This is a genomic window from Christiangramia marina (assembly GCF_048285865.1).
GTDB lineage: Bacteria > Bacteroidota > Bacteroidia > Flavobacteriales > Flavobacteriaceae > Christiangramia > Christiangramia marina.
Window position 1 is genome coordinate 903,828 of the sequence record NZ_JBLVTK010000001.1, and the last position, 23,004, is coordinate 926,831.

The following is a 23,004-nucleotide window of genomic DNA, read 5'->3' on the forward strand; positions in this document are numbered from 1 at the left end:
AATAACAGGGATCATGGATACATCGTCGATATAAGCATCAGAGCTGTTATTTGAATCGAATAATATAGATATTTCACCATTGGCACCTGTTTCGAACTCAACGATTAAGGCATTGTAATTTCCTTTACCATCGACCTTGGTTCCGCTTTCCTGAGCTAATAATGTAGCCGAATCAAACTCATCATAATTTCCTAGTTGACCATCGATCACAGAAGCTCTAATAGAATCTCCATCGCCTTGTAAAGCGTAGAACAACGTCAGGATATATTTGGTATTTGGTGATACTGTAATTGCCTGGTAAGACTGTCTTGCATTGGTAGCACTTTCAGGATATTTTGCAGCCTGAGAACCTCCACGACCGTCTGAACTTGTGATCTGGTGAATACTTGCTCCACTCAATCTCCAGCAATCTCTACCGTCCTGGCCATCACCACAAGCATCACTTCCATCCTCAAAATCTGCTTCGCCAATGTCTGGTGTTATTGCAGCCGGAACTGGTGGCTCCTCTACCAGTACTTCGGAAGTAAAAGTATCTGTTACTCCAAGTTTATCTGAAACTGTTAGTGTTACCGTATAAACTCCTTCATCTGGATATGTATTGGTAGGATCCAGCTCTGTAGAGGTATTTCCATCTCCAAATTCCCACATGTAATCTGTCGCGCTATTGGACAGGTTTGCAAAACTGAAGGTTAAAAAATCTTCATCACTTTGCGAGGCGCTAAAATTGGCCGATGGGGGAGTCTTATCTGCAATAGAACCCTCTTCTGGTAAATCGTATTCGTAATCACAGGAAATTGTAAGCCCTGCGAGCAGCATCATTGAAAAATAAAGGACACTCTTCAACTGAAACTTATATATATTGAATTTCATCTTTAAAGTTTTAATTGTTATTTCTTAATAACCTGGATTTTGTTCCATTAAACCATTACTCAGGTTTATTTCCCTCTGCGGAATAGGCAGCAATAGATCGGTCGCACTAAAGTCATATCCATTTTCCTGAGAAAATTCAGAAAGCACTTCCTGCGCTACTCCAAATCTTACCAGGTCAAAAAATCTGTGATTCTCAAAAGCAAGTTCTACTCTTCTCTCCTCCAGAAGATCTTCCTTAGTAATACTGGTAACAGTATCTGTTAAACCTGCTCTATCACGAATTTTCTGGAAAGAATTTAAAGCTGCTGTAGAGCTGGTTTCCTGCCCTCCTGCAAGAATCGCCTCCACATGTAGTAAAAGAACGTCTGCATATCTAATCACGATCCAGTCATTTCCGGCAAGTTCCGGGTTACTTGATGTTGGCTCGATACCAAGATCTGCATCACCATTAGGAATGTATTTTGCCACCTGGTATTGTGTTGGCTGTGCCTGATCCAGTCTGTATGAAAAAGCAGTTCTGTTACCACCATTTGCATCCAGTGCCGCTCTGGCGTTTTCGGTCACATAATTCACTCCACTGGTTCTACCTACAGAGTTCAGCATTTCAGCAGAAAAGTTCTGACTGTCTGAAGTAATATCTGAAGTATAACCTACCGCGTAAATCACTTCACTATTGCTTTCATTATAAAAAACATCTTTAAAATTTGATTCTAAAGAGTAATCCCCGCTATTAATTACAGATTCAAGTAATGTTTGGGCTTCCGTATAATTTGAACCTGTAGTCAGGTACACTTTTGCCAGCAAGGTTTGTGCTGCTGCCTGGGAAGCTCGGTTTCTAAAAGAATTATCCAGTCCTGAGATAGCAGTATTCAAATCTGAAATAATCAAATCGTAGATAGCACCTTCAGAAGCTCTGGTGAATGCTCTTTCTTTTTCCAGCGGACCAATAAGACCATCAATTAATGGTACCGGACCAAATAATCTTACAAGGTTGAAATAGGCATAAGCTCTTACAAACTTGGCTTCGGCTTCAAACTGGGCTACATCTTCTTCACTAGCAGCTTCAAGATTGGCAAGTACAAGATTGGCTCTGTAAATAATCTCGAAATAACTTATGTAATAGTTAGTGACGATACCATTACTGGTCGTGATTCTATAGTTTTCAAATTGAGCAGCTTCTCCCTCACGTGATTTAGTTCGAGTATTGTCACTCCGCATTTCAGTAATATAAAATTCTCTTTGAATACTGAAGTTGTCATCGAGATCATTCGAATTTACACCCTGAATAGCATCATACATTCCAATTACCGCAGTTTCCACCTGCTCGCTGTTCTGGAAGTAGCCTTCCGCAGAAATTGCAGACTCAGGCTCTGGTTCCAGAAAGTCTTTTCCACACGAAACCATAGTCAGGATCATGATTCCAAGGATTAAGTATATTCTTTTATTCATAATAATATCTTTAAAAATGTTCTTTGATTAAAAATCGGCATTTATCCCGATGGATATGGTTCTGAAAATTGGAGAACCTGCTCTTTGATATCCATAAGTTGTTGGCGAGGTATTATCGATACTCTCTGGGTTGAATCCAGTGTAATCATCGGCTGTCCAGTACTTAAGATTCTGTCCTGCTGCATAGACTCTCAAACTCTTCAATCCTAATTTTCCTGTAACCTCTACTGGTATATTGTAACCAATATTTACATTTCTAAGAGCAACGTAGGATGCATCCTGTACAATATCATCTGTAAAGATTTTTTCTCTAATGAAATCCTGATCTGGTGTGATCGCCGGGTCAAAATCTGCTCCACTATTAAAGTGATTGAAGATATACTGATCTCCCATGTTTCTAACCTCAGCTCCATGACTTCCCTGGAAAAGGAAACTAATATCCAGATTACCTACTCTGAACTCATTGGTTAAACTCCAGATAAGATCCGGGTAAGGATTTCCAAGAATTGTCTTATCATCGTCATCTATTACACCATCCCCGTTAAGATCCTTTACATAAACATCCTGAGCTTCAGCTCCAATCGGGAAATAGGGCCTTTCACGAAGTTCTCTTGGAATATCTCTGTCTACAACCCATCCATAAAAAGATGAAATTGGCTGACCTTCCAGATTGATCCATTCTGCAGCTCTTTTATCATCTACAAGACCAATCTGGCCGTTAGAATCTGCAAAATCTGTTAGTTCATTCTTGTTTCTGGAAGCAAGAATTGTTGTATTCCAGCCAAAGTTGGCGTTTGCAAAGTTTCTGGTACGAAGTTCAACTTCAACACCGCTATTTTCAACCTCACCAATATTTACAAGGGCATTTCTAAATCCTGTAGAAGCCGAGATCGGGTTGAAAAGTAATAACTGGTCACTGGTCCTTTTATAGTAATCTACAGATCCAGTAATTCTGTTCTTGAAAAATCCAAAATCCAGACCTGGGTTTACTTCCTGAGATCTCTCCCATTGTAGATCTGGGTTCGCAATGTTGAGAGCAACAAAAGCTGGTTGTACTGCTCCGCCAATGGTTGCTGAAGATGGTCCTAATAATGGTAAAGATGGATAAAGATCTATAATGTCTGAATTGGTATCAAGGTCCTTATTTCCTGTAAATCCATAACTCACTCTGAATTTAAAGCTACTAAGGAAATCATTGTCCTTCAAAAAGTTTTCTTCTGCAATATCCCAACCTAATGAGATCGCCGGGAAATCACCGTATTTAGAATCGGAACCAAATACAGAACTTCCATCCCTTCTATAACTGAAAGAAGCCAGGTATTTGTCTGCATACGCCCAATTCAGTCTCGCGAAGTAACTCTGGAATCTTTCATCATAAATCCACGAGTCTATTTCTGAAGCTACTGTAGCTGCAGATAAGGTTCTAATTAAATCTGAAGTATAACCGGTTCCTAAGGAGTAGCTACCTTCATAATCCCACTGCTCGAAAGTGATTCCGGCTACAGCATCGAATTCGTGCTCTCCAAAAGTCTTGTCATAAGTAAGATAAGTTTCAGAAGCAATATGAATTGCTCTTTCATTCTCCACATTATAACTGGCATCTGATGCACCGTTACGACTGGCAAGAACTCCCTGCCATCTATCACGCATGGTATGCTGGTAATCTCCAGAAAGTGTTGTTCTTAAATTAAGATCATCCATGATCTCATAGTCTGCATAGAAATTTCCGAATACTTTGAATTTGTAATCATTTCTATCTCTTTCCAGAACTTTTGCAGCTGGATTCGTATTGGAGGTATCGCTGATGTCTATTAAAGTTCCATCTCCAAAAAGATCATAATTATCAAAATGTCTTTGTACCGCATAATCACCAACCTCAACATCTGGATATACATTTCTATCTACAAACTGAATGGTGTTCTCATCGTGGTAGATTGGCAACCATGGCGGCTGACGTAATATATCATGAGTAGATCCATCAAAACGTCTGGTATCTGTATAAGATGGTGCAAGGTTACCACCAAATCTAAACTTGTCGCTAACCTTAGTATCTAGCTTTAATCTAAGATTGTATCTCTTGTAATCATCTGTTAGCAATACCCCTTCATCATGAAGATATCCTAATGAGATGCTGAATTTTGTATTTTCTGTACCTCCACGCGCGCTTAATGAGTGATTTTGGATCAAACCACCATCGAAGATATCATCCTGCCAGTCACGATCAATACCAATCGCCTGAATATACTGTGTTCTTGGAGAAAGTTCTCCGGTTGCTGCAAGTTCTGCCGCAGAAGTTTCAGCAACAGAAAAGTAATACGCATCACTTTGTCTTGCTTCTTTATAACCACTATAACCCTGGTAACTAAAAACTGTTTTACCTTCTTTACCTTGTTTCGTAGTAATAAGGATTACCCCGTTTCCACCTCGAGAACCATAAATTGCTGCAGAAGCGGCATCTTTTAAAACATCAAATGATGCTACCTCACTCATATCTAAACTTCCCAGAAAATCATTGTCTACTACAAGACCATCCACTACAATTAATGGAGCAGAACTACCGGTCAAAGACCCCGTACCTCTAATTCTAATGGTAGGAGCAGCACCAGCCTGACCATCGGTTGCCTGTATATTTACACCAGAGATTTGACCAACAAGGGCATCATCCACACGTGCTACAGGTAATTGATCGAGATCTTCGTTCACTACACTGGATACGGCACCCGTCAAATGACTTTTCTTTCTGGTCCCATAACCAATTACAACAGTTTCATCAAGTAATTGAGAATCTGATGCCATGGAGACATCTAAAGTTTGCTGACCGTTATAGGTAATTTCCTGACTAACAAAACCAAGATAAGAGAACTGTAAAACGTTCCCTTCTACTACATCGATTTCGTAATTTCCGTCAAAGTCGGTTACAACCCCGGTAGTTGTACCTTTAATAACAACACTAACTCCTGCCAAAGGAATAGCATCCCCTTCCGAGATAACTGTACCTGAAAGTGAGTAGCTTTCCTGAGCAATCAGAGCTAAATGACAAATTAGCGCCATTAAGAAAATTGCTGTTTTCTTCAAGTTCATAAGTTTTAATTTAGTTACATTGATTAAAATAGTCCTAACCGAGAAAAAGTATTGACAGACAATGGTAGTTAATGTCTATGTAGTTACTTATGAAATTGTATCTTTGCATTTCATGTTTACTATTAAGTAATAGACATGGTTTAAACGACTTCTCTCAAATGAAGTTTAAGTTTTAAAGGATAGGCGTGCACCTATCCTTTATTTTTTTGACCATTCCAAAAATAACTTTTATTGGTTATCCAGATTGGTTTCCCAAACTGGTTTACCAAATATATGTTATTTTATTGTTAAGTAAAAAATTAATCTGACAAAAAATTATCCTTTTTTTTATCAGATTAATAATTCAGTATAATCCCTAGAAGAAATCTTCTCTTATTGGACTGAAGACATCTATCAGCACACCTTCTTCTTTACAAATAGCACCATGCATTTTGTGAGGTGGTATATAAAACGAATCACCGCCTTCCATCATCTTTGTTTCATCTCCAATGGTTAGCTCAAATTTTCCACTTTCTACGTAAGTAACCTGTGAATGATGATGTTCGTGCATAGGCCCAACTCCTCCTTCTTTAAAATGTACCTTGGCCAGTAAGATCTTATCATCATATCCCATAATTTGTCTTCGCACACCTTCACCAACGGTTTCCCATTCGATTTCCTGTGCTTTCATAAATTCTTGGCTTGTTCCTAAATCTTTCATTTTCTAATTATTTATTGATTACTATATAAGGTCCTACCCATGAGAACTCTTCATTATTAATAGTTAATTGATGCTTTTTGTCTCTGGAAACCTCTTTATTACTCAGAAGAAATAATATTTGTTGCTCATCATAACCAGTGATCTCCACAACAGTATAAGCTGTGGTATTTTTGATCACTTGTACTTCATTAACCTGGCTGAAGCTGTTCTTTCCCAATTCGGTAACAGGATCATAACTGCCATGAGGTTCTAAAACACTAACAAAAAGTGCGTCCTTTACACCCTGTTTCCGGCTAATGTACACCGGGTCACGTCTAAGATTAAATTCGGGATCTGTAGCGCCAATCCTTGCCAGTATTACCTCATCATTCTTATCCAGCACCTGAGTAAGCGTATAGAATTTCCTATTATTGGACCAGGTAAATTTCGTATTAGACTCCGCTGCCTTTCCTGATGATTCTACCCATAGATGCTGATATCCATTTTCCTTTCCCAATTTCTGCAACTGCTCTGGAGTATTAATCTCGAAATTGGTGTTGATGATCTGTCCCTGATAATAGAACGGTAGATCGTATTGGTTTTCTTTCTCTCCCTCTAGTCTAAAAATATCCAGGATCACGGGATTCTGAAAAAGCTCATTTTCTAGCATGACCATTGTACGATGCATTTTTGTCCCGGTATATGCATTTGTATCTATAGCACTTACAATCTTGATATCATCTGGTGCGAAATCTGAAAAATATAACTCAGGATTATAGTTACTTCCTGTATCGAAATCTCCTTCGAAATGAGAAGTTTCATTTTGCACGATCGTATTGTGAGCGATGCTTTGTTTTGCCCAGGTTGTATTTTCTTTTAAATATCCTCCACCATTCTTAGGTTCTATATTCACAAAACGTGCGAATCCATAATCCTGAATGATTTCTTCTCCTTCATTATAAAATGAAAATGAAAGCTTATCATAATGACCATGACTATCTCCCTGCGATGTGTATTTATAAACCAGCGAATAATTGTTTCCCGGTTTTCCTTGTCGTAATATGGTGATTCCTCCATTATTTCCTAACGGACCGTCTGACAGGTTCATGGAGCTTTTTTCAAAATCCTGAATTTCTCCAGATCGAATTGCCTCTGCCACAGCTTTACCGGCCTCATCAAGAGTCACTCTACCCTGCTTTTGTGCTACAGAAAGTAAGCCCGGTGATCTATCGCCATAATAATAAGCTGCATCTACAGCGATCACAATAGATTGATTGTAAATAGACATTCCTTTTTGAGCATCGTTCAATGGGAAGAAATCACCATCAGCATCCGTTAGATTGAGTAAAGCGTTTACGGCTTTAATTAGCACTCCATCTTTATGTTCAAATATCTTAATGTCTGGTCTTTTATCTTCAAGTGCCTTGGCGAACATGATAAATGGATACATAGCATAGCGCTGGTAATAAGGCCCTTCAGTATAATAACCAGAAGGAGAAAAAGCTTCTTCGAGATTTGCCAGGAAACCAGCTTTCTGTCCTGGTTTTAGGATACGCCCACCATCATCATCACGAGCATCTTCAGAGATATTAGTGTTTTTTATTCCGTATAAGGCACGGTTCACGAGTCCTTCATTATCCATGACCAGCCCGATCATCCCGACAGCGGCGTTTCCCCAGGTACTATGATTATGAATTCTATTAAAGAATTTAGGATTTTCAAGAGAAAGGAAGTCGGCGTATGGCAGGAAAAGATCCTTTTCCAGTTGGTTTCTCTCTTCTTTATCGAGATAGTCGTAAATACTACCATAAGCCTGGCTCATTGCAACAAGCCAGTTAGAATCATTAAGAGATTGCCAGAATAATTTCCCTCTGGCGTAGGATCTTTCTTCAGGGTGTAAAGGCAATTCTGGAAACATCTCGGCATACTGCAGCAACATTTCCTTGATGTAAATCGCGTACTTCTCATCCTTTTCAATCCTGTAAAGATCACCAGCGTTTTGAGCAGTTGCGTAATTTTTCTTATGCCTTTCATGGGTATAGCCCCCCGCGAGATCTTTTGGTATCGGCACGTCTATACCTCTTGCGATTTCTGCATCTACCTCTTTCTTTATCTTCTGAAGAGTTTGATCAAACAGGGAATTTTCATCCAGGTTTTGTTCTACAATCGCTGTTTGAACTGGTTTTTCTGAATTATGATTCTGAGCATAAGTCGTCGCACTGAACGCGAGTAAAAATGTGCACAGATGAAGAACTGAAGTATTTATTTTCATTTAAAAAAATTTTAGAATCTTAGTAACAAAACTGCCGTTAAAGCGGGACTTATTTAATCTTAATTCATTGATAGGAATCAGGCTTAATTGATCACTATATTTTCCCCTGGAGCAATGTTTAATTTCTTCAGTAATCCTGAATCTTTAGTTATTTGTACGTTTATCGAATTCCCTTCCAGTGATTGTAAATGAAATTCTCCCTCTTTTATTTCAATATAAATGTCTATTGGTGTTTCAAAAACCAATTTCTTAGAATCAATCGTAATACCTTCCGTAGAAAAAAAGAATCCTTTCGTATCCTTAGTGATAGCTGTTGCATCTTCTCCGGCTATTTTCCAGAGAGGATCATTTAAATCCCAGCCAGCTATGACCGGAGAATCTGCACTTTCATCTATTCTGGTATCAAATACTCTAAAAGGGTGTAGAATAGTAAGAAAACGGTGGTTCTGGACAGCTTTCTTATTTACAACAGACCATTGCTTTCCTCTTGCACCAGAGCTTTCAATCCCATCAATATTTTTAAGCTGAAGAATATCCAGTCCAGATCCATCTTCAAAAGTGGAACGAAGCAATCCTTTTTTATTTTCTAAAGTATAGTGGCCTTGCCAGATCTGTTTATAATCATGAGGTTTTTCCGAAGAATATGCGTCTATTACGATCCAGAAATCATTCTTTACGAATATGACTTTCCTGGAATAATCCACTCCAACTTTTGAAAAACCATCATGTGTTCCTATAAATAGATCAAGCTCTGCTTGCGTCTTGAAAACCTGGGTTTGAGGTCTTGGTAATGTTGCGAATTTACCAAAGCCACTTCCTCCCTTATTGGAACGATAGTCTTTCCCCTGAAGTTCATCATCTACCAGGGCAACATTCTTAACCAGCGAATTTTTAAATAACTCAAGGTCATCCAGGTAATAACGAACCTGGTAATTAGGCAATAGTACTCTTCCGTTGGCCATCGCCTGAACACCCAGAACATCACCATGCTGGTGATCCGGCTTTTCATCATCAACTCCGGCTGAAATTGCCATCATCATATCCTCCGGGTTCCAACCCTGGCGCATGATATAATAACCTGTGGCTGGAAATTCGAGTGATCCAAATTCGGGAACATGTTTTTCTATAGTATCAAGATGAAGCAACTGCTCTTCACTTAGATACCAGAACATATCGGGTTCTACTTTATTTGTGGCAAAAAATCCGAATTTCGGCTCGTCGAACAACAAATATCCTAAAGTCATCGCTCCGGCAATGTTATTTTTTTCAGCCCATGGTGCATCGGTATCATCTGAAAAAACAGGCGCTGTACCATCTGGATACGCAATCTTTGCCAGAGTAGTAAATAAAGACTTCAGTTTTTCTTCCCAGACGCTGTCTACCTCGATCTGGCTATTTCGCGCCAGCTGAAAAACATAAAAGTAATTTTTAATATCACTCATATGATAATGCACGGTTCTTTCAGATTGAAAACCATCAGCATTTATTTCCGCAGAAAGATGTTCCTGTAATAATTTCATGGAATGCGCATACCATTCTTCGGTACCTTCAAAATCTCTGAATAAAATACTGAGCATGGCTAGAGCAGACATTCCCCTGGTTTGATGATTTCCTGGAGTAAATTCCTGGTTGTTCTCGTACAGATGCTGCCCGTGTTGTAGTAAAGTTGCAATCGTGGTTAGCTGATCTTTATCTGAATAATCCTCTTCTCCCAGGAACATATTATGAATTTGTAGCCAGTTCAATACGCGGTAGCCGGAACGAAAAGCTTCGTAAACTCCATTTCCATTTTCAATGGTTTCATAATTTCCAGCCTCGAAAGCATTGTTTAAAGAATTCATCTGCGAGGTAAAATATTCCAGATATTGAGAATCCTGATTGCTATAATTATATAGAAAAGCGATATCCAGCATCTTATGCTGTCGTGCGAGATGTCTTAAAGCATAGGCATCCACTGGCTGGCCATTGAGATAATTAAAAGGTAATTTCCAATGGGTCGGGCCTTCATATTTTGACAAATGATCCTCGGCTCGTTGCCGGTGATGTGATTCGATTTCTGGGTAAATTGAATTATATTGTTCAAATTTGGAACTCAGATTCTTATAGTTATAGAAATAACGTTGTTGAAATTTTTCTCTGAGGTATCCTGCAAGCTTAGCTTCAGTTATATCTTCCCCAAGGTTTTCTTTAGTTTCCTTATTTAAATAATCCGAAAGATCTGTCGTGGCGATGATCTGTTCTGCCGGAATTTGCTGGGCATGTACATGCAATGCGGTTATGAGCCCGAAAAGTATCGGGATCTTTTTGAGAAATCCTATGAGTGTTATTGATTTGATAAAGCCTGGTTTTTAAGTATTTTTTCGCGAGAATTAGTACATCAGTTTTTGCTTCAGATTTTCTTTGATCCTGATCTCACCACTATGTTCCACTGTATTGTTTACAGGTTCCTGACCTTTGGCACCCCACAGGATAGCTATGAATTTCACCTTGTTGTTTATAAAGGTATTATTCGCCAGTTCGAGGTTTACAATTCCACGGGTTCTTAATAGAATTTCTGAATCTTTGGAATTACCTGAGTCCTTCACCGTATTCCCGCTAAATACAAGGCTTCCCCCTATGGTAGATTCATCATAACCTCCACGATAGTAATTCAAAACTTCAGTTTCTATCTGCTCAAAAGTGGAATTCTTTACGAACACAAATTCTGCATTGTACTCTCCTTTATCATCAGTTTCTTCAGCAAGACTTAAACCGACTCTCAGATTTTTAAAATTTGAATTTTCTATGGAAATAGTATCTGCGAAAGCGCCTTTAGATACCTTTAAAAGCTGATCAAATTTTTTGATCTTAGAACCGCTGATCCACAAATTAAAAGCTGCAGACATTTCCTTATCCTGCGTTTGGAATGCATTATTCCCGGTATTACCCTCAATTTCCAGATTCTCGATTCGCAGACCTGACCGAGGTTTTAATCTAAAGGCAGGATTATCCTGGTTCGTGCTAAACTTCAGCTTTGCTTTTTTGTCCTTGTTTTTAGATCGAATGGTAAGATCTTTATCTACGACCAGGGATCTGTCTATTTCATAAATCCCGTATGCCAGTTCAAGAATATCTCCCGATGCTGCATTCGCTAATTTCTTCTGAAACTCTTCCGCATTACTAACCTGTACAATACGCTCTGGAGTAGCGGTCTTTTCAGACTTAAACCAGGAAGGACCGTAATTTTTCTCGTTGAAGAGTTTTGTATCATTGGAAACAGGAGTTAGGATAGCTCCTACTTGATCATTGTCCTTCCGAGGCTTACCAAACAAATCCTTGGTAATGTTCTCAAAATCGAATCCTTCGTAGACATCTGTGAACTTCTGATGAGGAACTATTAGGTGTTCTGAAACTTTCTTAAGTTCAAATTCTCTGGTTTCAATACCTGTATTCTGAATTTCACCTGTATTCTCATAGCTCAGAATATTGTTCTTAAAGCTCACTCCATCAACCGTATCGTAGGCCACAATAGGTGTGGTTTCTTCGCGATTGCCATAAATAAGGTTGTTAGCCAAGATCACTCTTTCCGGTCTCGCCGACCTGATCTCGGTTGCCGGAAGTACATCACTTTTATCTGTGTTTGAGCCTACACTAAAATGCCACGGAGATTTAGTATCAACAAACGTGTTATAAGCCGCAACCACATCTGTCACCTGGTTATATCTGTTCAATGGGGATTTTGGAATTCCATTCATTACTGCAAGCGGACTTCTAAACTCGGAACCCTTCAGCTTATAGAAATAGTTATTAGTGATCCAGTGTCCGGTATTGATCACACGAATCCCTCCAATAAATTCTGAATTATCGTTTCCAATAAAGATATTTCCATCGATCGTAGCGTAATTGCCGTGTCTTAAGACCAGGGAACCTTCAGATTCGAAGAATACATTATGACTGAAAGAATTAAAATTAGATTTGCTGGAAATGATTTCCACCTCGCCGTTACACCTGTAAAATAAATTATTGGAAACGTTCACATAAGCCGGAGTCATGGATGTCTCGCTGGAACCTATCTGCATGGTTTCAGCATGTGGACCACCTTTTCTAGGCCTTGGTCCAAAGTAATTATTAGTGATATTATGATGAGTATTGATATTTTCGTTTCCTTTCAGGTACACTCTCAAAGTTGGACCAGAATTGGACTTCCCAGCCAGGTAGCAATTCTTCATCGTATTGTTTCTCCCCCAGAACTCCACCCAGTGATCCTTAGTTTCTCTTCTTAATTGCGTATAGTCTTCGATCACACAGTTGGTGAGGGTTGAATTATTTGCAATATGATCATTGTCTACCTTAAACTGAATTACTGAACCTGAAGGTGTGTGACCATTTCTAAAGTATAAACCATCTATGATCAAATAATCACCACCTATTTTAAGATTAGATTGACCTTCCAGAAATACCTTGCCTTTTTCCTGCGCGGTGATCACAATGGGAAGTTCCGCTGTCCCATTTGCTTTAATTACTATTTCTGAATCTTTCCAGATACCATTTTTCATTTGTATGGTATCGCCGGGAACGACACTTTTTAGAGCATGGTTTAATTCTGAAATGTTCTGAACAATATTTAATTTGCTGCCCGGAGCGGTTTGGCCAGAACCGATAGTTACAAATAGAAAAAGCAAAGCTGAAGTAAGGATACGCATATATAAATGGTTAACCAATCTGGTTTACCAAATATATAAGTAATTATGAGCTCTGCAAAATAAGTAGCTTAATATTCTACAATTCGTAGTTTTTAAGCTAAAACCTGAAGGATTCTTACGGACATTCGATGTTTCTATTTTCAATCAATTTCATAGTGATACCATAGTCCTTACAGTAAACAATTTTCGTAAGTGAATTAGAAACAACTTTGGAAGTGCAACCGTAAAATAAAGTTTAGCTCCTCTTTACATTAATAAATACAAGATACCAAACTGATGAGTCAGCATCATATGGGCTTAAAACCGAAGACCATTAAATTATCATGACAGCTCCGGGATACCGTTGTTGGTTGGTAATGAATATGAGTTCACTAAAAAAAACCTGCAAATTTACATTGCAGGTTTTTTAAAAATATGTGAATTCGCCTAGTTGGACCGAATCAACTGATAGGCTTCTCTAACCTGTCCTTTGATCATTTCCGGCATCTGGCTTTGATCGAGTTTTTCAAATTGCTCCAGATTAAGGTTGGGACCTACCAGGTATTGATACTTTCGATCTTCACTCACAACTATGGATACAATAGCAACCTTATCTCTTTGTGTCGTATTTATGGCTACCTGATTTGGAATTACTTCAAAATCTAGATGAAAGTTTTGGAGGTTTTCATCGATCTCTGTTTTATCCATATTTAAATAAAGGTCGTCCAGGATCTTCTGACCACTATGATATTCAGCTATTTCACCATTATCAGTTTTTAATCTCATATTCTTCATTTCTTCTAAGTTTATGAATGCTAAGATATCATCACTTTTAGATTTTTTTCAAAAATAAAAACCACACCAACTTTAAAAAGAGCTATACAATATCAAAGTGTTTTAAAAAATCTTCGAAGAGCGTTCCTGGCTTTTCCACTATAAAAACTATTTTCTGATTTCTTACTTGCTTTTCGGAATGTTTTTTATAGATATGGCTTTTCACAAGAAGAAAAACATAGTTGGGGATAAATTAAATTTCAGAGAAAGAAAACTTCTAAAAACTATAATATTCTTATAACGGATCAATTAAATGAAATCCTTCAATTTTATTTAAATGGTAAGGAAAATGACGATTTTATATTACCGATATTAAACTCGGAAACTTTGTCTGAACAATACAAACATGTTCAGGAAGCAAAAAATCGATCTAATAAGGGACTCAGAAGAATTGCCAAAAAATGTGGAATAAGGGAATACCTTACATCTTATATATCAAGACATAGCTTCGCAACCCACGCCATGTTAAAAGATATTCCGCTACATGTAATTTCTTCCATGCTTGGACATTCCAAACTAAACAGCACTCAAATTTATCTGGATTTATTACCAACCGACATTCTTGATAGATATCATAAGCAACTTACTCTTACATAAATATCTATCTAAAGACTTATCTTTGCGCCGAAATGGGATAGGTTAGGATTTGGTTTAGCATCATTACTGTTGGTCTTTTCTTGAGCAGTATCTTTCAGCCGGTTTTACCCCTTTATGATTACTTTCTTAATTAAGAAAAACCCTGCGCAAATAGAACGGGTATAAGAGTCCTATAGTAGTGGGTGGATATCTCAATATATTTATAGATCACTAAAACTAAACTCTAGAAATCATTCATATTGTATTGGGTCCGAATGAGACACCATCAAAATTGTATTTTTCGTTAAACTGTAAGATTTTACGCTAATATGATTAAAACTGGAACATATGATCAAAATTTATAGCTAAATTTATAGTAACAAGAGAATTTAAGTGGTTCTCCTCGAATACTAAAGCCCTGCCTTCCAGTCTAGCGGCGATATATTTTGATGGTTTATAATCAAAATTGAAAGACATTCCTGTTGTTGCCAAGGGATCTTGGGAAATTACTACTCCCTTTTTATCCTGAAAATATTCTGCTCTCAACCCAATATCATATTTTGGTTTTAACTGGTAGTAAGTAATTAAAGTTGGAGAAAACCAGGTATTCCAACCTGAATTATCCGCGTTTTCTTCCACACCAATATCAAATCCGGAAATAAGGCTCCATCTATCTGACAACTGAAATATTCCATAAAAATCATTGAAAATCCTCATTTTTCTATTTGAATCTGGAAATTCAGAGCCTATGTATGAACTCCAATTTAAAATGAATTTTCTCTGGTCATTTGAGTAGGTTACCTGGGTGCCGAACCCGGGTAAAGAATTACCCGGAAGCCTTTCAATTCTCTGCCATCCATTGGTCAGTAAAGCTGATACAAACCAGGATTCATTCAATTCGTAAGAAACTTTAACGCCGGTTAGAAAATAAGGTGAGTTTTCAGCCGAGATCGATCTGGTAAGTGTATAATTATCTTTGGATTTCGCACTTTCAAAACCGATATGCGATGGGAAGATTCCTGCATCCAGCCAAATTTTTGATTCACTGTCTAAGGCAATCCCGGCGAAGGCGCTATGAATAATTCTGTATTCCGGTTTCTCTGCAGAATAATTGTCTAAGGCATAAGTTCCTGCCTGCAGGGTGAGATTAGCCCTGTATTTTTTGTGATCCAGGGTTAAACCCAGTAGTCCTAAGTTAAGGTTCACCTCATTATGCCTGTTATGATTGTAGAAGAAGTTCTGGCGCTGCTCTCCTTCCGGTTGATCAAAATCGAACGAATAAAAAGTATCAACAAATAGAATAGGGCTCAATTTCGGACTTTCAGACCAATCATCTTGCGCCATACATGTGGCTGCAATCAAAGAAAAACCGATAAATAGAATTTTTTTCATGATTTCGAAATAAATAGTTTAGAGACGGCTCCAACCTTATCCTTTTTCGTCACCACCAGGATAATGTCATTCACAAATATGCGGGTATCTCCTTCTGGCACGATCACCTCGTTGTTTCTTTTGATCATAGTAACCAGCGAATCTTTAGGCAACAGGTTTTCTGAACCAATTTCCTTGATTCTCTTATTTGAGATTTCTGAATTTTTCTCCACCGGAATTTCCAAAAGTTCGTAACCATCCCCCAGATCCAGAAATTCTGTGATATTGGGACCCTGCACGGCGCGGTACAGATATTTTCCGTTTAGCCGGTACGGACTCTCCACGGTGTCTATTCCCAATTGTTCAAAAACCGGCAGCAGATCATCATTGTTTACAGAACTAATCAGTTTTTTAATGCCCAGTTTTTTAGCCAGTAGAATGACCAGGGCATTCACCGCATCATCATTTGTGGTCACAATAATACCTTCAGCCTCATCTGCGCCGGCTTCCTGCAGGGTTTCCATTTTTGTGGCATCTGCATGAATCACCATACAGTCAAAATTGGTAGCAACCCAATCTGCGCGCTCCCTGTCTTTTTCAATTACAGTTACAAAATGCCTGTCGGCAATGGCCGCTTCAATAACATGTTTTCCAGTCCTTCCAGACCCAATGATTATAAGTTTCATATTGTTTAGTTTAAATTTTTCTTTTTTTCATTCCGTATATAGCTACTCTAAGCAGCACCAGTACTGGAATAACTTCCAGTCTTCCCGCCCACATCTGAATGATATAAACCGTTTCCAGAATGGGATGCATGGATGGATCTGTGATCCCAGAAGATAAACCAACGGTGCCCTGGGTAGAAGCAGATTCGAAAATGGCATCTGCCATGCTATATTCTGATCCCATGAAATAGATGGTTATAAGCGTGGAAAAAAAGACGAATAATAAATAGATAAGCACGAAGACTCCTGCGTTGGCAAGTTCTTTATTCATACGTGCAGGCAACATCAGGTTACCGTCAAATTTGACAGATTTGATCGTGCTTTTAGAATGGAATATCTTATTAATGTACCATCGCAAACCTTTCTGCAGTAAAAGTGCTCGAATAATTTTTATCCCCCCTACGGTTCCGCCGGCGGATCCTCCAATAATCATAGCAGTAGAAACAATGAAAAGTACTGGCAGGTCGCTCCAACCGCCAATATTTGAGGTTTGCCATCCTGTAGTAGACAATGCACTTACAAATTGGAAAAGCCCTTCACGAACCGGGTCGTTAACTCCTTCAGAATTGAAAAGCAGCACACTGAGACCAATACTACCCAGTACTGATGCGATTAGAATAGCCCTGGTCTGGATATCGGTCCATAATTCCGAAAATTTCCGTAGAAAAATGAACCTGAAAAAGAAAGGAATGGAAAGGCCTCCCAGGAGCATGGGAAGTATAAAAAGATAATCCATTTTCGCCGAATTATAACCGGCAATACTATCGTCTAAAACACTGAAGCCACCGGTAGACTGGCCCGTCATTGCATGGTTTATCGCATCGAAAAGACTGTTGTAAAATCCATAATCTGGTAATATCAACAGCGTTCCTATTGAGATATACAGGAACATAATAAACGTGACCAGAAAATATACCTTCCAGATCGATCTGGCTGTTTCAATAACATTGCTTTTCAGCTTAGTTCCGCTAGATTCTGATCCATACAACAATACCGCAGATCTACCTGGAACATCTTTAAAAACTGCCAGGGCCATCACTATAAAACCGGCGCCACCAACCCATTGAGAAAAAGACCTGTAGAATAGTATTGCTTTACCTACGGAAGGTTCGTTATAAGCCATGGTAAGTCCGGTGGTAGTGAATGCGCTGGTGCTCTCAAAAAGTGCGTGTAACGGATTCTTAAAATTTAAAAGGCTTGAAGTATAATTTTGCCCTGCCGGCACAAAAGCCTGCATGACTTCTAGTGGAGTTAAATGAGCTATAACATAATAAGGAATTGCCCCGAAAATCATAATTGCCAACCAGCCCGAAGCGGCAATGTTCAGCGAATGCTGGTAGGTAGGATCGTTTGCTTCTTCAAAGCACTTGTAATTTGCATAGCCAAAAAGCGAAATTAAAAGTCCCGAAATTGTAAAACCAGCGAACGAATACCATTCGGCATACATAATAGCAACTATTCCCGGAATAATAATGATAATACCGAGAATGATAAGGAGACTCGCTACCTGTTTAAGTATTGTCTTTAGCATCATCCCGGTTTATTTAAAAGTAAAATAAGAGAGCATTAGAACAATTGCGAGCGCGAAAAAGAGCGCAGGATATTTCAGATAAGCGATATCTTTAAAATATTCTTCAGAAGATCTGTAGGTTTTACTTCTGGAACCATCGTCAAAAAAATCTTTTTTCATGATCTAAAACTTTTAAACAAATTTCAGATCAAAGAGCCCTTCAAAAAATCAAATTTTAAGGGAGCGATATAAAGATTTTATAAAGATGTTTAAAGAAAGCGATATCCAACGCCACTTTCAGTGGTTATAAATGTAGGATGATTTGGATCTGGTTCTATCTTTTTGCGTAGACTGCCTACGAAAACTCTCAGATATTGGGTTTCCTCGATGTAAGCATGACCCCATACTTCTTTTAAAATATGCTGATGAGTGAGCACTTTTCCAGAATTAGAGGCAAAGAGCGTAAGAAGCTTATACTCTGTACTGGTGAGGTTTACTTTTTCATTTTTATATAAAAGAATACGCTTGTTTCTGTCTAATTTGAAATCATCGAACTCGAAGAGACTGTTTCCAGGGTCCTCGCTAACATTTCGGAGTGAAGCACGCAATCTTGCCAGTAGTTCGCCGGTTCTAAAAGGTTTGGTAAGATAATCTGTCGCACCGTTATCCAGCGCTTTCACAATATCTTTCTCATTGTCCAGCACAGAAAGGATGATGATTGGATTTTTATACCATTCTCTAAGATTCAAAAGCACTTCGTGACCACTTAAATCTGGTAAACCCAGATCGAGAATGATAAGATCTGGCTGGTGACTCGCAGCCATGGACTGCCCACTTTTACCATCTTCGGCCATCAGCACATTATACTGGTTAGATTTCAGATTTATTTCCAGTAATTTTCTAATCTGTTTTTCATCATCAATAACAAGAATTTGGGTATCTCTCATATCAACTTTTTATATCACTAACAATCACTGGGATTTTAACGGTAAATTCAGCACCGCTCGTTTTATTATTCTTCAGGGAAATAGAACCGTTAAGAGATTCTACAAAACCCTTTACCAGGGATAAACCTATCCCGGTACCACCAGTAGTATTTTCAATTTTATAAAATTTCTGAAACACCTGATCAATGGCGGCAGTAGGAAAACCTTTACCATTATCACTCACTTTAAAGATCAGGTCTTCTTCATTAATCATATTGGAAACGATCACGTTTGTACTAGCATCATTATGTTTTATGGCATTATGGATAAGATTTTTAAGAATGATCTCCAGGAAACCACCATCTGTTTTAACTGGTGGATTCTTTGTATCGGGATAAAAGAATAAACGCTCCTGAATGGAAGCATCTTCAAACTCCCTGAACGTACGGTATACTACTTCATTAAAATCTATCCAATCTAGTTTTGGTTGTATCACCCCAGATTCCAGCCTGCTCATATTTAAAAGATTTTCTACTTCCCTGTTTAACCTAATAGATGCATGCTGAATTTCAGTAAGCAATTCCTCTTTATCGGCTTCCGGAAGCTTGTAACTACGGTCCCTAATAGTATCTATACTGCCCACAATCGTGGCGATAGGTGTTCTAAGTTCATGAGAAAGCGAATTCAGTAAGGTCTCATACAACTGAATAATTTTTGTCTTTTCCTTTTCCTGCTGTTGCTTCTCTTCATAGTTTCTAATTTTATTGGTAAGAACTGCGTTTACAAGGGCGATTAGAAAATAAACTAGAAAAAGCAGGAAATCCTCCGCAGAATATATTCTGAAGGTATATCTGGGAGTGATAAAGAAGAAATTTAGAGAAATCGCGCTGATGATGGCCAGAATAAGTAATGGTATAATCCTTAAAAACATGGCCAGAATGGAAACGCATAGCAATAGAAGAAGCGCTATAACATGGTATCCAAGAACATCCTGAATAAAAAACCCGATTACAATAAAGAAAAGAATCAGAAAGAAACCTAATAAAAAACGCAGATTAGAACTCGAAAAAAACTTTTTCATTTAAATGTTTAAAAATAAGTCCTAAGATAATAGAGTAAATCTGCCTGCTTGTTAGTATGCTCAATTTAAGTATCTGTCTACTTCAATCAGTTATAGAAACTATTCTCTAATATAGAATATTTAATTAATCCTTTTTATAGTTCTAAATCCTACATGATCTGATCCAGAGTCTAAAGTCATTCCCATACGTGCCGAAATACGATAGCTTGCGCAATAAGATCGATTGCATAAGAAAGAGCCGCCCTTGATCACTTTCTCATTTTGATAGGGATTATCAGGGTTAAAATGGACTGTGGAACCCTTAGGATTCAATTGCAATCCCTGTTCATGAATCTGAGCATAGTATTCTGTGTTATAATTGTCTGAAGTGATTTCCCAAACATTTCCCAGCATATCTGATATACCTAAACTATTTGATGGAAAAGAGCTTACTGGAGATGCAAACTTATAACCATCTTCAGGTTTGTTTTTAACTGGGAATTCTCCTTGCCAGGTATTTGCATTTTCATTTAGGGCATCTTCGTCATCACCCCAGCTATATATTCCCCCATGTAATTTTCCATGAGCAGCTGCTTCCCATTCTGCCTCCGTTGGTAAGCTTCTGTCAGCCCATTGCGCATAAGCAAGAGCATCCTCATAAGCTACATGTACTACCGGATAATTCTCTTTTCCTTCAATAGAACTGTCAGGTCCTTCCGGACGCTGCCAGTTAGCTCCCCGCTTCCATTCCCACCATTGCGAATGATTCGCTAGATTATTCACCTTCTCAAGCTCTTTCCTGAATATAAGAGATCCTGGTTGAAGCAATGAATCATGAGGTTTTGGGGTACCTGCAGGAAGTTGCTTTTTCATCTCTTCCCAATCGATGGGCCGTTCGGCTACAGTTTTATAGCCTGTCGCCGCTATAAATTCTTGAAATTCAGCATTTGTTACTTCAGTTTTATCAATGAAGAAACCATCTACTGCAACAGAATGAGCAGGTTTTTCTCTAGGTAATGCGTATGGATCACCCCCTTTCGCTCCCATGGTAAATTGAACTCCAGATACCCATACCATCCCTTCGGGTGTTTGGATATCGTTTGGTGGTATCTTTAGTAGTTCGTAGGAAATTGGACTTTCCTTTGGTTTCTCAATTTGGGTGATTGCTTCATCATTTTTTGATGAGGATCCAGAATCAATACAGCCTTGTAGTAAAATTACCAGCAAACCTATTAAGACATAATTCGCAATTTTTAAACCGTTATTCAAGCCCATAATTTTATGCGGATATTAATCTAGTAGATTCTCTATAGATAAATGTTGCTTCTAGACTTACTTCGACAGGATCTTCTTTTGTTCTACCCTCTATTCTATCCACTACCAGATCTACAGCCTGTATACCTTGATCCATGGCTCTTTGATCCACCACACTTAGAGAAGTAATAAAATGTTCTCCCATAGTACCGTTGGCAAATCCAATTACAGATAAATCTAAAGGTATCTGAAGTCCACGTTTCAAAGCAGTCTTCATTAGTAAAATCGCAGTCAATTCATCTGCCACTAATATACCGTCAATAGATCTTTTGATAAATTCATGTTGAAAGAATTTATCAAAATCTTCGTTTGTCTCTACTGTGTAAGTGAAAATTCTCTTGTTCAAATTTTCACAGGCCATCTCGTAACCACGCTTTCGCTCATTGTCTACACTTGTATGGGAAATAGCACTAAAATAAGCAACATTTTTGCATCCGGAACGAAATAAAGCAGCAGTTGCCTTCCTGGCCTCCTCACGATCCTGAATTATTACTTTGTCGCAATCAATTTGACTGGTAACCCGATCAAATAAGACTAATGGAATATTATACTGAGATACCATTTGGAAGTGATCGTAGCTACCCATTGTTTGAGTTTCTCTAGCAAGACTGATTATTAGCCCATCAACCTGGCTGGTAATTAAAGTAAGTATGCCATCTTTTTCTTTCTCAAGAGATTCATTGGATATACATACAATTACCTTATACCCTAGCTTGTTTGCCCTGGTTTCTATTCCATGAAGAACCTTGCTAAAGAACTGCGGTAAAATTGCGGGAATGATTACTCCAATTGTTCTCGTCGATTTCTTTTTTAGATTTTGAGCCATGGCATTTGGCAGATAATTATTAAGTTTTGCTAATTCCTTAACCCTTTGCCGCGTCTCATGGCTAATCTCTGAACTATCATTCAATGCTTTGGAAACTGTACTTATTGATACGTTTAAAATCTTGGATAATTCTTTAAGAGTAACCTTGTTCTCCATAGTTATTTAATTTGTGAATAGTGAACTGAAGGTAGGTTTTGCAACATTTTGGCTGCATCCTCTGCTGTAATATCTCTTTGTGGGCCGGCAAACATCTCGTAGCCTACCATGAATTTCTTAACAGTGGCCGACCTAAGTAATGGTGGATAAAAACTCATGTGAAAATGCCATTCAGGATATTCCGTATCATTCGTTGGTATTTGATGAATCCCGGAAGAATATGGAAAGCTAGTTTCAAAAAGATTATCATACCTAATTGTAAGTTGCTTTAGGATCTCTGCGTAGCTCACTTTTTCCTCCGAATTTAATTGACCAATATGCTGAAGGTGCCTTTTAGGAACAATCATCGCTTCAAATGGCCAGGTAGCCCAAAATGGTACTAAAGAGACAAAATGATCATTCTCATCTAATATTCGTTCTCCAGATTTTATTTCCTGTTCTATATAATCGCCTAGAAGGCTTCTTCCGTGTAGATCATAGTATTCTTTAAACTTCCCAGATTTCTTAAGAATTTCAGTGGGAATTGATGATTGAGACCAAATTTGCCCGTGTGGATGAGGGTTACTGCATCCCATGATTGCACCTTTGTTCTCGAATATCTGAACATAATTAATGGAATCGTCTGAACCGAGTTCCTCATATTCTTCTATCCATATTTCTATTACCTTCTCAATGTCTTCCTTTTTCATTAAAG

The 23,004-nt window shown here is 38.3% G+C and carries 18 protein-coding genes; 1 reads left to right on the forward strand and 17 read right to left on the reverse strand.

Going from position 1 to position 23,004, the window contains the following annotated elements:
* The 8 genes from ACNKXS_RS04295 to ACNKXS_RS04330 all read right to left on the reverse strand — a co-directional run.
* A partial coding sequence (locus tag ACNKXS_RS04295) for a PKD domain-containing protein (protein ID WP_417919776.1) occupies positions 1-870 on the reverse strand: 870 nt, incomplete at its 3' end.
* Positions 871-894: 24 nt separating this feature from the next.
* Positions 895-2,319 (reverse strand): RagB/SusD family nutrient uptake outer membrane protein, encoded by a 1,425-nt coding sequence (locus ACNKXS_RS04300; RefSeq protein WP_417919777.1) that lies wholly within the window; start codon positions 2,317-2,319, stop codon positions 895-897.
* Between the two features lie 27 nt (positions 2,320-2,346).
* Complete coding sequence (locus ACNKXS_RS04305; protein WP_417919778.1) at positions 2,347-5,400, reverse strand: SusC/RagA family TonB-linked outer membrane protein; 3,054 nt, start codon at positions 5,398-5,400, stop codon at positions 2,347-2,349.
* A gap of 355 nt (positions 5,401-5,755) precedes the next feature.
* Positions 5,756-6,100, reverse strand: a complete 345-nt coding sequence (locus ACNKXS_RS04310; protein WP_417919779.1) for a cupin domain-containing protein — start codon at positions 6,098-6,100, stop codon at positions 5,756-5,758.
* A 7-nt stretch (positions 6,101-6,107) separates the two neighbouring features.
* Positions 6,108-8,351 (reverse strand): alginate lyase family protein, encoded by a 2,244-nt coding sequence (locus tag ACNKXS_RS04315; RefSeq protein ID WP_417919780.1) that lies wholly within the window; start codon positions 8,349-8,351, stop codon positions 6,108-6,110.
* 83 nt (positions 8,352-8,434) lie between these two features.
* Complete coding sequence (locus ACNKXS_RS04320; protein WP_417919781.1) at positions 8,435-10,621, reverse strand: heparinase II/III family protein; 2,187 nt, start codon at positions 10,619-10,621, stop codon at positions 8,435-8,437.
* 99 nt (positions 10,622-10,720) lie between these two features.
* On the reverse strand, positions 10,721-13,033 hold the full coding sequence (locus ACNKXS_RS04325; protein WP_417919782.1) for a chondroitinase-B domain-containing protein: 2,313 nt from the start codon (positions 13,031-13,033) through the stop codon (positions 10,721-10,723).
* 426 nt (positions 13,034-13,459) lie between these two features.
* Positions 13,460-13,798 carry a hypothetical protein gene (locus ACNKXS_RS04330; protein WP_417919783.1) on the reverse strand — a complete coding sequence of 113 codons (339 nt, stop codon included), beginning with the start codon at positions 13,796-13,798 and terminating at the stop codon, positions 13,460-13,462.
* A gap of 240 nt (positions 13,799-14,038) precedes the next feature.
* Here ACNKXS_RS04330 and ACNKXS_RS04335 point away from each other — a divergent pair, with 240 nt between their 5' ends.
* A complete protein-coding gene (locus ACNKXS_RS04335; protein WP_417920142.1) occupies positions 14,039-14,443 on the forward strand; it encodes a tyrosine-type recombinase/integrase in 405 nt (134 codons plus the stop codon).
* 312 nt (positions 14,444-14,755) lie between these two features.
* On the opposite strand, the gene ACNKXS_RS04340 is transcribed toward ACNKXS_RS04335, so the two are convergent.
* The 9 genes from ACNKXS_RS04340 to galT form a co-directional block, all read right to left on the reverse strand.
* On the reverse strand, positions 14,756-15,814 hold the full coding sequence (locus ACNKXS_RS04340; protein WP_417919784.1) for a porin: 1,059 nt from the start codon (positions 15,812-15,814) through the stop codon (positions 14,756-14,758).
* The gene (locus ACNKXS_RS04345; protein ID WP_417919785.1) at positions 15,811-16,479 is read right to left on the reverse strand and encodes a potassium channel family protein; all 669 of its coding nucleotides are present in this window, start codon (positions 16,477-16,479) and stop codon (positions 15,811-15,813) included. The genes ACNKXS_RS04340 and ACNKXS_RS04345 overlap by 4 nt, the downstream gene beginning before the upstream one ends.
* 10 nt (positions 16,480-16,489) lie before the next feature.
* Entirely contained in the window at positions 16,490-18,052 is a 1,563-nt protein-coding gene (locus ACNKXS_RS04350; RefSeq protein WP_417919786.1) for a TrkH family potassium uptake protein, read from the reverse strand.
* Positions 18,053-18,058: 6 nt separating this feature from the next.
* Positions 18,059-18,208, reverse strand: a complete 150-nt coding sequence (locus ACNKXS_RS04355) for a hypothetical protein (RefSeq protein ID WP_417919787.1) — start codon at positions 18,206-18,208, stop codon at positions 18,059-18,061.
* An 89-nt stretch (positions 18,209-18,297) separates the two neighbouring features.
* Entirely contained in the window at positions 18,298-18,975 is a 678-nt protein-coding gene (locus ACNKXS_RS04360) for a response regulator (RefSeq protein WP_417919788.1), read from the reverse strand.
* Between the two features lies 1 nt (position 18,976).
* Positions 18,977-20,035 (reverse strand): sensor histidine kinase, encoded by a 1,059-nt coding sequence (locus tag ACNKXS_RS04365; RefSeq protein WP_417919789.1) that lies wholly within the window; start codon positions 20,033-20,035, stop codon positions 18,977-18,979.
* A gap of 120 nt (positions 20,036-20,155) precedes the next feature.
* A complete protein-coding gene (locus ACNKXS_RS04370) occupies positions 20,156-21,289 on the reverse strand; it encodes a formylglycine-generating enzyme family protein (protein ID WP_417919790.1) in 1,134 nt (377 codons plus the stop codon).
* A 4-nt stretch (positions 21,290-21,293) separates the two neighbouring features.
* The gene (locus tag ACNKXS_RS04375) at positions 21,294-22,310 is read right to left on the reverse strand and encodes a LacI family DNA-binding transcriptional regulator (RefSeq protein WP_417919791.1); all 1,017 of its coding nucleotides are present in this window, start codon (positions 22,308-22,310) and stop codon (positions 21,294-21,296) included.
* Between the two features lie 2 nt (positions 22,311-22,312).
* On the reverse strand, positions 22,313-23,004 hold a 692-nt coding region (gene galT, locus ACNKXS_RS04380; protein WP_417919792.1), incomplete at its 5' end, for a galactose-1-phosphate uridylyltransferase.